The organism is Megalodesulfovibrio paquesii (assembly GCF_054653055.1).
The window spans coordinates 282,712-297,785 of record NZ_BAAIGQ010000005.1; the positions used below are offsets into that span (position 1 = coordinate 282,712).

Genomic DNA, 15,074 nt, shown 5'->3' on the forward strand with positions numbered 1-15,074 from the left:
ACGCGGCGCAAAGTCGGGTTCCAACGCCGTCGAAGCGAGGCAGGCAAAGTCCCGGGAACAGGAAGGGGCTAGCCCTTCATGCGTTTTTCCCAGAGCTTCATGTCTTTCATTTTTTTGCGACGTTCGCGCTGCAGGGCCTTGCAAACCAGTGGCTGGTTCTTTTGGTAGCCCCACTTGGCACGGTATTCGTCAGGGGTGAGGCCGAATTTGGCCAGCGTCTTCTTGGTGAGGATCTTGTAGGATTTACCATCTTCCAGGCAGGTGATGGTTTTTTCCTTGATGGCTTGCAGGGGATCGCCCGCAGCAATGGGCGCTTCAAAAGCGGGCATGTCACCAGCATGCATGCTCTTGATCCCTCTGGCCAGGGAGCGGACCATGGACGTAATTTCTTCTTCCGTCATGGTACGGACGCCAGCCTGGGCCCTGACGATCTCCAGAGCTTCCTTGATGTAACTTTCCACGAAGCGCCTCCAGAATGGGTATGGCGTATGATCCTGCGTAAGAGGTGTATACAGTGATGCGTGTGCAGTGTCAAGCGGAACTGGTGTTGCACTGCGTTCGCGCTGCAGATTTTTCATGTGGTGTTGCGGGGCTGTTGCTGTATGTCAAAGCGATGTTGCAATTAAAAATATTGATATAAAGTCTAGATAAAGTATAATAAGCGAATATGAAAGAGTAATTAGAAAGAGAATGCGGAAAAGTGAAACGCGCTGCGTCCTGATGGAGCGCAGCGCGTGGTGTTGCATCTGGCGAAGGGAGCTGGCGGGTCTGGCGTGGCCTGCCGGCGTCGGAGGCGGGTGTTTTGTCTTTGCGACCCTGTTGCGGCACTCTCCCCAGTAGTGCGGCCGTAAAGGAACACCGTCTCTGCGCGGCGGGACTGCAATCCGCCTGTGGCAGCTAGGAATGCGCCTGCTTCATGCGCTTTTCCCAGAGCTTCATGTCCTTCATCTTCTTGCGGCGTTCCCGCTGCAAGGATTTGCAGACCAGGGGCTGGCCCTTCTTGTAGCCCCATTTGGCACGGTATTCATCCGGAGTGAGACCAAATTGCGCCAGGTGGCGCTTGGTCAGGATCTTGTATGGCTTGCCGGATTCCAGGCAGACAATGGAATTCTCCTTGATCGCGTCCATGGGATCCTGGGCGATTCGTGGCGCAGCAAGTTTGACGTGGGTCCCCTCGCTGATGGTACGAATGCCGTGGCTCAGCTTCTGGACCATGGAGGTGATTTCCTCCTCGGTCATATTGCGGACGCTTGCCTGGGCCTTGACAATCTCCAGTGCTTCCTTGACGTAGCTCTCCATCCCTCATTCCCCTTGTAAAGTGCTGTTGCGGCAACAGTAAACGCACTATGTCCCAGAACAGGAGTCTTTGTCAAGGTGGTATGTCAAAACTGTGGTTCATCTGGTCTCTTGTGTGGCCAGGGTACTGTATTTTTGCTGGGATACAACAGTATGATAAATAGTCTAATAAAAGTCTAAAAAAGTTTTAACAGACTGACATGCAATGCAATTGCAGTCATTCTGCATTGCGCTGCCGATTGTAAAACTCCTGTAAGCTTCCTGCGGATTCCGGATTCGGCTTGCGTTGCCCAGGGGGGCGGCGTAGAATTCGGCCCTTGGCTGCATGCCTGCGGAGTGGTCTGCGGGCATGCCTTGTCCCGTCATCACGCCTACTGGCAGGAACCGTATGCATCATTTCCTCTTGTGGCCCCGCAGTGTTGCGGATCATCTGTTGCGGAAGCGCGTCCTGGTTGTCATGAGCTGTCTGGTTGCTTTGCTGGCGCTTACGGCTGCGCCGCAGGCCCGGGCGCAGTCGCGCGATCCGTTCACCCCGAGCATTCCCGAGGAGGCTGTGCGCAAGTGGTTTGCCACGGTTAAGCTCCCGGGATTCAAGCAGGTTAGTCTGTATCACGAGTTTCACCCCGTGGATGGCAGTCTGGTGGCCCGCTATGAAGGCGGAGGCAAGGTCGTCTATCTTTCCTTTATCGATAATGTCCGCAAAGATCCCACCTATGGTTTCCGGCGCGACGCCAAAACCATGGCCCAGGTAGGGGGCAAGCTGCCTCCTGCAAGCAAGGAGATCGCCGGCGCCAGATGGCATGGCAACGACAGCACCCCCTCGCCCGTGGTGGCGCTGGACGTGTCGCAGGATGTGAAGATTCTGCTGGTGGGTTATGAGCACGTGAGCCTGGACGAGTTGTACGCCCTGGCCGGGAGCCTGACGTTCGACATTCTGAAGCAAGCGCATCGCTAGCGCTGCTGCACAGGGAACGGCCCGCGGGGAACCTGCCGGAATGGCGGCGGGTTCCCCGTTCTTTTTTTGCGCAGATGGTGCGATCAGACCTTGCGCCAGAGGCGGGCCGGCCGCCAGCGGCCCGTGAGCAGGGCCTCACGCCAGTGCAGCAGCCCCAGGGTTGCCAGGTGCAGGATGAGGGAGAAGCTCAGGAGCATCAAGGCATTGTAGAGCGGTGTGGCCACCGAGGCCTCACGGGCTCCCGGCAGCCAGTGCAGAAAGGCCGGCAAGGGCTTGCGCCGTACGAAGAGGGGCTGGGAGAGATGGCTGCGGCCTTCGGCCTGGAGATCCTTGCGACGTTGCTCGCCCAGGCTCACGGCGTCGTGGATGTTCTTGTTGCCAAAACGATGCTTGGTGGATTGGCGGAAGGCTTCCAGCTCCTGCTGCAGGGCGGCTTCCCGGGCGAGGTACCAGGCCTCGCCATGGCGGAGGATGAGGTTGTCCCGCTGGTATTTGAAGGCCTTGAGGGAGGTGGTCATGATGTCGTGGGTGGTGTCGTAGCTGTTCAGGGTCTCCTGCATGACCACCAGGCCTTCATACGCCCAGCGCGAGGGCATGATCTGGCAGATTTCCGGCACCGGGGAGGCGTCCGAGAAGCGCAGGTCGCGGTTCATGCGTTCATATTCGATGAGCGCGCCGCCGAGGATGATTTGCGGGATGAGGGCCAGGGGGGCGGTATTCAGGGCGGCACGGGAAGTGAGCCTGGGCACGGAGGAAATGCACAGGCCCAGGGAAACGCCGCAGAGTGAAAGGCAGGTGAGGGCCAGGATGTGTTCCCAGTACAGTTCCTGTACTTCCAGAATAAGAAAACTGCAGAGCACAAACAGTATGTTCTGCACCACGGCAAAGCACATCAGCACCAGCAGTTTGGCCGACAGGTACGAGCGACGGGGAATGTGCAGCATGCGCTCGCGCAAAAAGAGTGCGCCATCGCCAATCACTTCATCCACACTGTTGGTCAGGGACAGGAACAACGTGGAGATGACAGCCACGAAGAGGAAGGAGGGGAAGAGATCGTTGGTGTACAGGGAATACGCGTTGCCGGGGGTGTACTTCATGATGAAGCTGGCCCCCAGGGCCAGGAGCGGCGCGGCCAGGAAGGTGATGCCCAGGTTGGCGCGGTCGCGCATCTTGTGACGGAAGGTGCGGCTGGCCAGGGTGCGGAACTGGGTCCAGCGTTCGGCGCTGCTGGCCACGCGGGCCGGGGGCAGTTCGTGCCGGGTGGGCAGCTGCACATTACGCACCCAGGAACTGACCACGGTGCGGCGGAAACGGCGTTTCCAGTACAACGGAGAGAACTTGCGCTCGCCCAACAAGGCCCCGTCTATATCACGCAGGCTTTCTTCCATGGCCTGGAGCAGGCTTTCGGGCTGCACTCGCTTGCAGTGGGGGCATTCCACCTCGCTTAAAATGCCTTCTTCCAACGAGATATCATGGTGTTGGAAATACTCCAGCGCGCGCGAGGGTGGGCCGAAAAAGGCCAGCCGGCCGCCGTGGTCCAGGATGCAGGCTTTATCGAAGCTCTTGTAAATTCTTGAACTTGGCTGATGGATGACGGCGACGACGATTTTGCCCGACAGGGCAATGTCCGCCAGCAGTTCCATGATGTTGTCCGAATCCGAGGAAGAGAGGCCCGAGGTGGGCTCGTCCAGGAAATAGACCGCCGCCCCGGCCAGCAGTTCCAGCCCGATGTGCAGGCGCTTGCGTTCCCCGCCGGAGAGCACGGCATCTTCCAGCGAGCCGACGCGGAAGTCCTTTTTGTCACGCAGCCGGATGGCCGCGAGCACGGCTTCCAGGCGGGCCTCGATTTCCGGGCGGGGCAGTTCGGGGAAGCGCAGCCGCGCATGGTAAAACAGGTTTTCCCATACGGTGAGGTTGGCCAGAAGCAGGTCTTCCTGGGGGACGTAGCCGATGTAATCGCGCAGGCGGGGGAACTGGTGGTGCAGGTCGAAGCTGTCCAGCTTCACAGCACCGGAGTCCGGTGTCAGCAGGCCGCACAGGGCTTTGAGCAGGGTGGACTTGCCACAGCCACTGGGGCCCATGATGCAGGCCATCTCGCCGTAATCAACAGAAAAGCTGATTTCGTCCAGGGCGGGTTTGCCATTGCCAAAGCGGTAGCTGACGCGATCGGCCACCAGATGGCGGAAGGTGAAGAGCCTGGTGCTGACGTGGCGGCCGTCGGGTTGGGGTGTGAGAAAGGCGTTATGGATGAAGAGGGTCTGGCCGGGCTCCAGATGCAGGCTGCCCACGCGGGCGTGGCCGTCCACATAGGCCTGATAGGGGCAGGTGTGGGGGTAGAACCGCCAGCCTTCATTTTCCTTGTACAGGCGGGCCACCCATTTATCTGGTAGGTTGTCCTGAATGAAGATGTCGCCCTTGATGTCGTTGGTCAGCAGCAGGTAGGGGGGGCCGCCGTCGGCGTCAGGGGACTCTTCCGGCAGGGCGGCTTCCTGGTTGCCATTGACGGAATAGAACAGTTCGCGGGGGTCCAGGCGAAAGCCGTTGCAGTGGACCACATCGTTCAGGGTCAGGTGCCGCCAGGTGTGCACGGGCTGGCCATTGCGGGTGATGACGCCGCTTTCCGCATTGATCAGGGAGAGAATGATGTGAGAGCCGTGGATATCCACGCGGGCCAGGGCATTGTCTGGCCGCTCGGCAGTGACGTGCAGCTCCACGCCGCGCTGAGCCAGGAAGAGGGAGGACTCCAGGGGGCGGACCTTGTTGCGGAAATGCAGGAGCAGGTCGTGGTAACGCAGGGGGTGATCCTCAATGCGCAGGCCGACGTGCTGGGAGATTCGGGTGGAAAAGTTGTGCCGCAGGTTGATGCCTTCGGCGGTGACTTTGTAGAGATCGTTTTTTTTGTGAATGCAGTAGGTTGTCTGGATCTTGTACACCACCAGATCCAGACCGGGGAAGGGCAGGTACACGTCGGCGGAGTCCGGATCGCCGGAGATATTCAGGGCCAGGATGTTGGAGCGTTCCAGCACACGGGCCGGGGCTTCGGTAAGGCCGAAGTGATGCTCGATGAAGGCGAGGTCCCGGCTGTCTATCTGCATCAGGGCGGCCATGGAACGCACGGCCCGCAGGGGCAGTTCCTGGGTGCGCTCGGAGGCGAGAAAGCCATAGAGGGTGAGCAGGCAGAAGATTTTTTCCGGATAATCCAGACGCTTGTTCAGGTGACGGGCGAAATCCTCGGCTGTTTCGCCCGTGGCCTCTGCGCTGGCCTGTTCGCGGCGGCGTTCCTCGAACCGGGCCAGAAAGAAGGCCGTGACATCGCGGGGGAAGAACGTTTCGAAAAAGCCGACGATGAAGGCGCGTTCCTGGGTGGTGACGGCACTGGCCGGGCCGTCTGCCCCGGCAATGAAGGCAAAGAGCCGTAGCACTTCCATGGCCAGGCTGTTTTCCAGGGCCTGGCGGGTGGCGGCGTCTGGCAGCACCTGTACGGAAGAGGGGCCGACCGGAACGTGCGGGGCAGGGGTGTCTTCGGGGATAAGGTCGGCAAGAGGGTGCGGTGGCAGGTCTGAAAAAGAGCTCATGCCGCGTGCGCTATTTGTAGCCGGAGACGAGGAACCACTCGGCGCCGTAGTCGTTGCAGTCTTCCACAGTCACCTTGAGGTGGTAGGCGCCGCTCCATTCAATGAGGTACTGCAGGGTGGCGGTGGTACCGTGGCGGGTGTCTGCGGTGACGAGCTGCCATTGCTCATCATAGAGCCGGAGGTCGATGGCATGGAGATCCGGATCGCCGGCGGCAAAGAAATAGTATTCCACGCCAGCGGAAAGCTGGGTGGTGTAGAAAAAGGACTGACCCTTGAAGAGGCGGCCGTTCTGCATCTCGCGCATCTGGAAGCCGTCTTCGTTGAGGGAGCGGACCACGGCGAAGGCGTACCGCAGCATGTCCTCGTTATGGGGGCGGCCCTGGATGGTGGGGGGTGTGTCGGGTTGAAAGGGCACACCGGCGTGCGCCTGGGCCAGGACCGCCCCAGGGGCATCCGCCTGCGAGGGCGCTGCCGGGGCCTGGGAGGGCGACGTCAGCAGCGGCAGGCTGAGGAGGAGCAGCAGGCCCAGGGCGACGGGGCGGTTGACGAGGCGCCTGGCAAGATGGCTGGCGCTCATGATGCGCCTCCTGCCTCGGTTGCAGGCGGTGTGGGTGGCGCGGACGCGCCGCCTTCGATGCCGCGGACCAGGGTGTCGCTGATGAGCGCCAGCTTGCGGATGTTTTCCGGAGAAATGGGCTGGCGGTAGCCGACGTTGATGCAGGCGTCTATTTCGTCCAGACGGGCGATGATGGCAGCCACGGCCGGGGTGCTGCGGGTTCTGTCCGGCAGGGCGTTCAGGCGCTTGCGGAAATATTGCAGCAGTTTGGGCTGATACAGCAGGGTGGAGGCGCGTTCGGAGTAGTGCTCGTCCAGGGTTTTGGCCGTGGCGCGCAGGCCTTCAAGCCAGCCTCCGGTGGAAACGAGGAGGGCTGTGTCCTTGTCGCCCATGCGTTCCATCTCGTGCAGCACTTCGTCGCGCAGGGAGTCGAGTTCGCCGTGGAGCTCCTCCCATTGCCCATTGCGGGACATCTCCTCGAAGGTCTTCCCTTTTTTGAGGATGGTCTCCTCCACCAGCAATTCTTCGGCCAGGGTCATGATGGCCGAGATCATCTTGCCCAGCTTGTCGTGGTCCCGGGCCTGGATGGCCAGGAAGCCATCGGCGGCGCGGATGCCCAGGTTCAGGGCGCGCTGGGCGTTGTCTGCATAGTCGTAGCGGGGGTTGAAGCTGGCCATGGCCGTCCAGTCCACGGGACCGGCTTTTTCCAGGGCCAGAAAGACTTCCGCTGGCGAGGGCAGCAGATAGTTCTCCCCAAAGGCCTGTTTTTCCCCGTCTGAAAGGGGGGGCTCCATGGCCGCGGCTGCCGGCCGGGGGAGCCAGCCTGCGCAGAAAAGGGCGGCGCACAGCGCCAGCCTGAGGAAAGATGCTCTCATGGGACGCGCTCCGTGGGCGAACACCGTGGGCGGAACGGGGAACAGAGGGACAGGGGGAAGAGGCCGCCGCCGCACCGGGATAATTCGCGCATTTCGCTTCAGTAAGCCATCTCCGGGATTCTGGCAATCTGGCCCGACCCATCCGACTGGCCCCGCTCTGGCCCCTTTCTGGCCCGTTCTGCTTGGCCCGGAGCATGGAGAGAAGCGGCGCAGGCGGAAGCGTTTCCCTCCTGCGGAGGGTGCAACGCTGCGGGTAGGGTGGCCTGAAGGTCATTGCTGCCGTCAACGTGGCCTGCACGCATCATACAGGAGGAACACTTGCATGTCTGAATACGTCCCCGCCCGGCCCGGTCCCGTGGGCCAGACTGGCGAACCGCCGCGCGACCCCGGCCTGGAGCTGGCGGCTCTGGTCCGCCGCCTGGAACAGCTGGAGCAGCGCCTGACTGCACCCGTTGAGGTGGATCCCGCGCAGCCCCCGGCATCCCCGGCACCGGCGACACCGTCCGCACCGTCGGCGGCTGTGCCCGCACCTCAGCCGGTATCCCAGCCCGTTTCCCTGGCCGTCCTGCAGGGGCGCGTCAAGGAGCTGGAGGCCGCCCTGGCTGCCCGCGAGGGGCAGATCAAGACCCTGCTTGTCTCCAACGTCATCCTCAATTCCACGTTTTTGCGGGAAAAAACCGTGCTGCCGGCCACCATCGCCCTGGAAGTCTTCGGCCGCATCTTTACCGTGGAAGAAGTGGATGGCACGCCCACGGCCGTGGCCCATGCGCCCGACGGCTCGCCCATCATGTCCCGCGAGGATCCGAGCCGCCTGGCCTCGCCGGACGAAGCCCTCGAACTCTACATCCTGCAGCATTATCCCGAGCGCGATGCCATTCTGCGGGCCAGTCATGCCGGCGCCGGCGCAGGCGGCAATGCCGAGCGCCAGTCCCGCACGGCCACGAGCATCCCCCGCAATGACGCCAAGGCCTTTGCCGCCAACCTGGAAGCCATCGCCCGCGGCGATGTTGCCGTTCGCTAATCCTGATATCCCCCTGCATTGCAAGGAGAATAATCCATGCCTATCGATTTGTCCGCCATCACTCCCAAGCTTCTGGCCCAGGGCGCGCTGACCCTGCGTCAGCACAGTGTCATGCCCCGGCTGGTGAATGCCGACTTTGGCGTGGAGGCCGCGCGCAAGGGGGCGGTGATCGACGTGCCCGTGCCCACGGCCATGAGCAGCGCCGCTGTGGAGCCCGCGGCCTCGGCCCCGGCCCTGAACGGCCCTGGCGCCTCCAGCGTGCCCATTGCCATGGACCAGTGGCGGGAAGCGCAATTCTATCTGACGGACAAGGACGTCCTTTCCGTGATGGATGGGGTTATCCCCATGCAGGCGGCCGAGGCCATCAAGGCCCTGGCCAACTACGTGGACGCCTACCTGCTCGGCCTGTACACCGGCGTGTCCCAGTGCGTGGGCACGGCCGGCAGCACGCCTTTTGCCGAGGACCTGGCGGCCATCACCGCCGCGCGCAAAATCCTCTCCGGCCGCAGCGCACCCAAGACCGACCGCCGCTTTGTCATGGATCCCGAAGCCGAAGCCAACGCCCTGATGCTGCGGGCCTTTCAGGACGCCTCCTTTGCCGGCTCGGCCGAGACCATCCAGGAGGGCGAAATCACGCGCAAACTCGGCTTCGACTGGTTCATGGACCAGAACGTGCCCCTGCATGTGGCCGGCAGTGTGGGCGGAGAGGCCGGTACGCCCACCACGCTCAAGGCCGGCGTGGTGGAGCCCGTGGGCGAGACGATCCTGGCCGTGACCTGCGGCACGGGCGCGGGCCTGGCCCTCAAGGCCGGGGATCTGCTCCAGATTGAGGATGATCCGGCTACCTATGCCGTGGCCGAGGACGTGAACATTGCCCCTGGCGTGGAGGGCGTGGTCCGTCTTGCCACCGGCCTGGAGCTGGCCACGAACGGCGGGGAGGCGCTGAGCGTGCTCCCCAGCCACACCGTGAATCTGGCCTTCCACCGGGATGCCATCGCCTTTGCCAACCGGCCCCTGGTGGATGCCGCCGAGGGCCTGGGGGCGATGATCCAGTCCGTCACCGACCCTGTGAGCGGGCTTTCGCTGCGGCTGGAGGTGTCCCGCGAATACAAACGCACCCGCTGGAGCTACGACATCCTCTTTGGCGCGGCCCTGGTGCGGCCCGAGCTGGCCTGTCGCGTGCTGGGCTAGCCCAGCCCAAACAGTCCAGACAGTCCAGACAGCCAATACGGGAGGACGCATGGCAGTGTCATTCGCCACGGATGTGGATATCGAGCTGGCCTTTGCCGCGGCGCCGTCGCTGCTTGTGCCGGGAGAGGCCGGGTACCACCGCCAGCGGGAACGGGCCACGGCACAGCTGCTGGAGGATCTGGCCCGGCGCTGGTATCGCCGCGAGGCGCGGCGACGGGGCCTCTCCTGGCTGGCCCACCCGCTGGAGCCCGAAGCCCTGGACCCGGAACAGCTGCGGGCCTGTTGCGTCCAGAAGACCCTGGAACTGCTCTTCGACGCCGCCCGGGCCGTCTCGCCCGAGGCTGACGGCTTTGAGCGCAACGCCCTGCGCTGCCGCGAGGCGTACGAGGCGGAGTTGTCCCGCGTGCTGCAGGCCGGGGTGCGCTATGACTGGAATCGCTCCGGCGGCGTTGACGCCCGCGACGGCATCCGTCCGCTCCAGCCCCTGCGGCTGGTGCGGAGCTAGTGTTGTGTCCTCTAACATGCTCCATCAACAGAATAGACGCAACACTGGGCCGCTGGCACAGCGGCCCCGGAGCAGCATGCTCCGTGAGTCAGCCGCAATCCCCGCATTTCGGCTGACGATCTTCCACGAAATCTGATGACATTCTTATCACCTTATTTCGTGGACATCACACTAGGGAGGTGGGCATGACGCAGGGGGAGCAGATCATCCGGTCATTGGAAGAGACTCTGGGCAGGCTGGCCGGGCTGCGGACAGTGCTGCGCCTCGACGCGCTCACGCCTGAAGCGCTGGCCGCCATCCCGGCCACGCAGCTGCCCTGCGCCGTGCTCGTGATCGGGCCGGCGGCCCTGGCCGGGCGCTGGCGGGGGAGTGGCGGGGAATATGCGCTCTGGGATCTGCCGCTGACGGCGGGGGTGCTGGAGCTGCTGCCGGCCGGTTCGCTGGCCTGGGACGGGCTGGATCATTGGAGCCGGCGGCTGGTCTCGGTGCTGGAGCAGGACGCCGGCTGGACGGCCCTGGTGGCGGAGGTCCGGCGCGAGGGGCCGCCCGGCGTCTTGCGAGTGGGGCGGGCGGGGTGCGTGCATCAGGCCCTGAGCCTGCGCCATGTCTGCCATTTCTGCCATGTCTGCCAGGGCTTGCCGGAAATGTCCGGTGCATTCTGACGCGGGCTATTGACTCATCGGCCAGCCACGCTAATCACGCCGCCCGTCCGGATTGTCCGGATGGGCGGCGTTGTTATTTGCGGGTGATTTTGCGGGGGGCGGCAGGTCGTCCTCCACCCACCTGCGAGGCAATCAGAAAGCCCATGGCGGACAGGCCCCAGATGGCGTTGAAAAAGAGCACCATGTATGGCGCGCCAGCCCCGGCGCCCAGGCCGAACAGGCCTTTGCCCATGTCTGGAAACACCTTGAAGAGCATGTACGCCGTGGGCGCCAGGGAAATGACCAGGGCCTTGGGCCAGGGGCGGGATTTCCAGAAGGGCAGGAGCAACAGCAGGCCCCACAATCCGCCGAAGAGCAGACGCGGCCCCAGCCAGGGCCAGGTCAGGGCCGGCGCCATGGCGAAATCCAGGGCCTGGTTGATGCCCAGGATGCCAAAGCCCCAGACGGCCACGCTGTTCACCAGGCCCCCGACCGCCCCGGACACGAGGCAGGCAAGGATACGGGAGAGGATGTTCATCGGCTGGCGCACTCCTCATTGGCTGCAATGCATGACGGCGGTGCTGCCGTCTTGCGCGGAAAAACCGACTGTAGCCGGTGACGAGCCATCTGCCAAGCCGCCCCGGGGTTCTTAGGCGGAAACGCTTCCCTCCTGCGGACCGGGCCGGCTGGCGGGTACGGTGGCTCAAGAGACGAACACCGCCAAGGAGCCTCGCCATGCAGCTGGATGATCTGTTTTTGCCCGAGCTTGAAATTCTGCCCGCCCCCAAGGCCTCCCTGCAGGCCGCCGTGCAGACAACAGTGCGGCGCACCCTGGACGGCCGCACGGTGATTCTGGAGCAGGGTCCCGCGCCCCGGGCCTTTGATCTCGCAGGTGGCGAGGATTCCGGCTGGGTTTCGCGTGGTTGCCTGGAACGCCTGCTGGCCATGGCCGCGCTGCCCGGCGCGGTCTATCGCCTTACCCCTTCCGCAGGTCCTGCGCTCCAGGTGCGCTTCCGCCACGAGGACGGGCCGGCCGTGGCTGGCGAGGCGGTGTTCGTCTCCATTCCCTCCTCCGGCATTCCCGCCGAGGACGATCCCATCAAAAACCTGCGCCTGAAGCTGATGGAGGTGACGGCGTGAGCATTCAAATTGAAGACATGATCTTCCGCAAGGCCCAGCGCATGACCGATACGGGCCTCAACGGCGGCCCCAAGGGACGCGAACAGGTGGTTCCCGGCGCGCGGCACAATCTCTTCCCGCGAGTGACCCGGGCCGAGCGCGAGACCGGTATCGTCCGCCATCGCAAGCAGTTTTTCGTCAACGAAAATCCGGACAGTGAAACGGCCTGGGGGGTGCTGCTCTTTCTGGAACATCCTTCCGCTGCCGAAGATGCCTTTGCCATCGCCCTGGGCACGCAGCAGGACACCCAGGAGCAGTTGTTGTCCGGCTCTCCGGTCTGGCTGGGCGTGGGCCGCCTGGCCCAGGGGCTCACGGGCGGGGAAACGGAAGTCCGGCTGCTCATGGAAGATGCGGGAACGGTCTTCGAGAATGGCGGTATCCTGCATCTTTCCAGCCGGTTCATGGTCCAGCAGACCCTGCATTCGGCCGTGCGCCCCGGCGATACCGTGCGTTATGAGGGCGGGGTCTGGCGCGGGGTGGATCGTCTGGATGCCGGCGCGGAGCTGGCCTATCCCTACGGGCTCGCCCTTGATGCAGACACGGTCCTCACTGTGACTTCGGCCAGCCGGGAGGAATGGCTGCACATCGCCGAACGGCTGCAGGAAAACGAAACGCTGGGCACGGGCGACGGGGCCAGCCATGCTCCCGCCCTGGGCTCGCTGGCCCATGCCTCGGACGGTATCTGCCGCATTCCCGGTAAGTTGCCCGTGCTCACGACGCGCTGCGGCGGGCAGGTCCGGACTGTGACGGTGCAGGCGAACGGCCTGTGCAGCGGCTATTGCACCGCCGGGACCCTGCAGCTGGACACCGGCGCCTGGACCATGCCCGTTTCCTGGACCACACCGCCGGACGATGGCGCGCCAGTCACCATCACCTATCGCGAACGGGCTTATCGGTATGAGGGCACACAGGCCACGGTGCTGCTCGACGAGCAGGTGGGCGGGGCCTACGACCCGGCCAACAGCGTGGGCGCGGGGTGCCTGCTGGTGGAAACACTCAGGGCCTCGGCCGACGGCTGGATCGTCTCCAGCGCCAGCGGCAGCTACGACCATGCCGGGCATCCGCCCGCGCTTCCGCATGATGGAGTGGAAGAGGACAGCTGGACCCTGACCTTCACCTCGGCCACGACCTTTTCCTGCAGCGGGCTGCTTCAGGGCGAGGTGGGCGTGGGCAATGTGGCCTCGCCGTTCTCGCCCATGAACATGCAGGCCGGTACGCCGTATTTTGTACTTGATGCCGCGGGGTTCTCGGGGATTTTCCAGGCCGGGGACGTCATTGCCTTTGCCACGCATCCGGCCGCGGTGCCGGTCTGGATGCGGCAGACCGTGCCTGCCGGTGCGCCGGAAGCCTCCCACAACCTGACCGTGCTCGGCTGGTACTGCGAGTAAAGGAGGCTGGCATGCTGCTGTTGTTCTCTCCGAAAACCGATCTGGTGGGCGGGCTCGCCTGGGATGCACCCCTGGGGCAGACGGCCCGGCAGGATCTGCGCACCGGGGCCGGCCTGCGGCGACAGGCGACTGCGGCCCTGGATCTGGCCGGGGGCAGTCGGGAAGCCCTGCCCCTGCGCCAGGCCCTGTCCCGCGGACAGGCAGCGCGGCGCGGCGCAGCGGCGCTTCCCTCGTCCATCCTGACGGGCGGGGTGCGCAGCCGGCTGGAAGCCTCCTTGGATTTGGCGGTTGGCAGGGCCTCGCGGCTGACCCTGGGATGGTCCAGGACCGCCAGCCGGCTGCGGACAATGCAAACGCTCGGTGGCCGGATTCCACGGGGAGTGCGCGGTAGGCTGCGCTGTCCGACAACGTCGCTGCCGCCCCTGGTGCGCACAGCCGAGACGCGGCGTCTCCTGTTGCATGGAGAGGATATCACCTCGCGTGTGGCGGCCTGCACCCTGACCCGCGATCAGGACGATCCGCATTTGCGGCTCACCCTCACTGGCGTGGACGTTGCGCTGGCGCCGGCCTTCGAGCAGGCCTGCGGACTCGCCCAAATCTCCCAGAACTCCCAAGTCGCCCAGAACTCCCAAGTCGCTCTGGTACTGGAGCTTGGCGATGCGCCTTGCCTGCGGCAGTGGCGATTCGTGATCATCGACGTCAGCGTGGAGGATCATCTGGCCGAGGTCCACGCTGCCGGGGAGAGCATTCTGTCCGACGCTCCATATGCCCCTACCACCGGCTTCGGCCCCCTGGACGGGCCGGCCAGCGCCCGGGAGATGGCCGCCGAGCTCCTGGCCCCGGCGTCCGTGGATTGGGAGATGGAAGACTACCTGCTTCCGGCCGCGGCCTCGCTGCAGGGCTCGCCCGTGGTGCTGGTGGCACGTCTCGCCGCGGCAGTGGGCGGGGTGCTGGAAGGTGACGGCACCGGGTTCCGGGTCCGGCGGCGTTTCCCCTTCGGCCCGGCACTCCTTCCCCGCGCGGCCGCTGGTCTGCAGGCCAGGGCGGACGAGAACCTGTTGCAGCTGACCATCACTGACGAACCCGGCGAGCCCTTCGGGGCGGTGCAGGTGGTTGGGGCCTCCCTGGACGTGCGGCTGCCACGCCTGGAGCTGGAGAGCGCTGCCTGGCCCCCGGCGCGGGATGCGGACGGCGGGCTGGCCGTGGTCCGGGCCTATTGGCAGGACGTGGGCCCGGAACGTCTGCGACTGACGCCCTGGGTCTCCTCCGGCCTGGTCCGGCCGCTGGGGCAGGCCGAGGAGGCTGTGTTGGAGCGGCTCGACTTTGTGCAGGGCATGGCCACGGCCTCGTGCCCTGTGCTGCGGCTGGAGCAGCCTCCCGTCTGGCTGCAGGGGGGAGACGAGCCGATTGCCGACGGCGACCTGCAGATCCAGCAGCGCAGCGAGATTCTTCAGGCGGCAGATGGCCGGCACGGGCTGGCGGATGTCCGATACATCACGGGCTTTGGCCGTTACCTGCTGCGCGGCGTGGCCAGGTCCGAGGCCTTGTTTGTCCTGGGCGTGGCGCCGGCAGACGCTGTTTCGGTCACGGTGCGCAGCGCCGCCCTGCCGGATCTCCCGGTACATCCGGAGATTCTGGAAGAGCCTTTGGCCGGCAGCCGCCGCGCTGCCGTCCTGGCCGGGGAAGCCTTTCTGCTGGAGCGCTGCCTGCCTTCACGGCGGGTGGAGGCGGCCATTCCCTTTGACCCGGCCATGGAAATCCACACTGGTGAGCCCTTTGCGGTGCAGGAGGCCAGGACAGGCCTGGAGCGCAGGTTTCTGTGCACGGGATGGACGTTACGCTGCGAGGGGCCGGCAACCATCCAGACCTTGCGGGGTCGCGCATGGCGATGA

General features: G+C 64.5%; 14 protein-coding genes. 8 read left to right on the forward strand and 6 right to left on the reverse strand.

Annotated elements, in window-relative coordinates; all coding sequences use genetic code 11:
• Nucleotides 1-68: 68 nt before the first annotated feature.
• On the reverse strand, nt 69-461 hold the full coding sequence (locus ACYQ00_RS07790; protein WP_460031572.1) for a Ros/MucR family transcriptional regulator: 393 nt from the start codon (nt 459-461) through the stop codon (nt 69-71).
• Between the two features lie 436 nt (nt 462-897).
• On the reverse strand, nt 898-1,299 hold the full coding sequence (locus tag ACYQ00_RS07795; RefSeq protein ID WP_460031573.1) for a Ros/MucR family transcriptional regulator: 402 nt from the start codon (nt 1,297-1,299) through the stop codon (nt 898-900).
• Between the two features lie 454 nt (nt 1,300-1,753).
• Between ACYQ00_RS07795 and ACYQ00_RS07800 the strand changes: the two genes are divergently transcribed.
• Entirely contained in the window at nt 1,754-2,251 is a 498-nt protein-coding gene (locus ACYQ00_RS07800; RefSeq protein WP_460031574.1) for a hypothetical protein, read from the forward strand.
• 83 nt (nt 2,252-2,334) lie between these two features.
• On the opposite strand, the gene ACYQ00_RS07805 is transcribed toward ACYQ00_RS07800, so the two are convergent.
• Genes ACYQ00_RS07805 through ACYQ00_RS07815 form a run of 3 tightly spaced genes read right to left on the reverse strand, consistent with a single transcriptional unit; the run spans nt 2,335 to nt 7,257 of the window.
• Nucleotides 2,335-5,826: an ATP-binding cassette domain-containing protein gene (locus ACYQ00_RS07805; RefSeq protein ID WP_460031575.1), complete on the reverse strand. Its 3,492-nt coding sequence runs from the start codon at nt 5,824-5,826 to the stop codon at nt 2,335-2,337.
• Between the two features lie 10 nt (nt 5,827-5,836).
• The gene (locus ACYQ00_RS07810) at nt 5,837-6,403 is read right to left on the reverse strand and encodes a hypothetical protein (RefSeq protein WP_460031576.1); all 567 of its coding nucleotides are present in this window, start codon (nt 6,401-6,403) and stop codon (nt 5,837-5,839) included.
• Nucleotides 6,400-7,257: a hypothetical protein gene (locus tag ACYQ00_RS07815; protein ID WP_460031577.1), complete on the reverse strand. Its 858-nt coding sequence runs from the start codon at nt 7,255-7,257 to the stop codon at nt 6,400-6,402. Before ACYQ00_RS07815 ends, ACYQ00_RS07810 begins: the two co-directional genes overlap by 4 nt.
• Before the next feature lie 322 nt (nt 7,258-7,579).
• On the opposite strand from ACYQ00_RS07815, the gene ACYQ00_RS07820 reads away from it, so the two are divergent.
• The 4 genes from ACYQ00_RS07820 (at nt 7,580) to ACYQ00_RS07835 (ending at nt 10,636) form a co-directional block, all read left to right on the forward strand.
• Nucleotides 7,580-8,278 carry a DUF6651 domain-containing protein gene (locus tag ACYQ00_RS07820; protein WP_460031578.1) on the forward strand — a complete coding sequence of 233 codons (699 nt, stop codon included), beginning with the start codon at nt 7,580-7,582 and terminating at the stop codon, nt 8,276-8,278.
• A gap of 36 nt (nt 8,279-8,314) precedes the next feature.
• Nucleotides 8,315-9,469 (forward strand): major capsid protein, encoded by a 1,155-nt coding sequence (locus ACYQ00_RS07825; RefSeq protein WP_460031579.1) that lies wholly within the window; start codon nt 8,315-8,317, stop codon nt 9,467-9,469.
• Nucleotides 9,470-9,518: 49 nt separating this feature from the next.
• Nucleotides 9,519-9,974, forward strand: coding sequence for a hypothetical protein (locus ACYQ00_RS07830; RefSeq protein WP_460031580.1), 456 nt, complete (start codon nt 9,519-9,521; stop codon nt 9,972-9,974).
• A gap of 185 nt (nt 9,975-10,159) precedes the next feature.
• Nucleotides 10,160-10,636: a hypothetical protein gene (locus ACYQ00_RS07835; RefSeq protein ID WP_460031581.1), complete on the forward strand. Its 477-nt coding sequence runs from the start codon at nt 10,160-10,162 to the stop codon at nt 10,634-10,636.
• Nucleotides 10,637-10,709: 73 nt separating this feature from the next.
• Here ACYQ00_RS07835 and ACYQ00_RS07840 read toward each other — a convergent pair whose 3' ends face one another.
• Complete coding sequence (locus tag ACYQ00_RS07840) at nt 10,710-11,153, reverse strand: hypothetical protein (protein WP_460031582.1); 444 nt, start codon at nt 11,151-11,153, stop codon at nt 10,710-10,712.
• A 197-nt stretch (nt 11,154-11,350) separates the two neighbouring features.
• On the opposite strand from ACYQ00_RS07840, the gene ACYQ00_RS07845 reads away from it, so the two are divergent.
• Genes ACYQ00_RS07845 through ACYQ00_RS07855 form a run of 3 tightly spaced genes read left to right on the forward strand, consistent with a single transcriptional unit; the run spans nt 11,351 to nt 15,074 of the window.
• Complete coding sequence (locus ACYQ00_RS07845; protein ID WP_460031583.1) at nt 11,351-11,755, forward strand: hypothetical protein; 405 nt, start codon at nt 11,351-11,353, stop codon at nt 11,753-11,755.
• Nucleotides 11,752-13,182 (forward strand): hypothetical protein, encoded by a 1,431-nt coding sequence (locus ACYQ00_RS07850; RefSeq protein WP_460031584.1) that lies wholly within the window; start codon nt 11,752-11,754, stop codon nt 13,180-13,182. The genes ACYQ00_RS07845 and ACYQ00_RS07850 overlap by 4 nt, the downstream gene beginning before the upstream one ends.
• Before the next feature lie 11 nt (nt 13,183-13,193).
• Nucleotides 13,194-15,074, forward strand: a complete 1,881-nt coding sequence (locus ACYQ00_RS07855; RefSeq protein ID WP_460031585.1) for a serine/threonine-protein kinase — start codon at nt 13,194-13,196, stop codon at nt 15,072-15,074.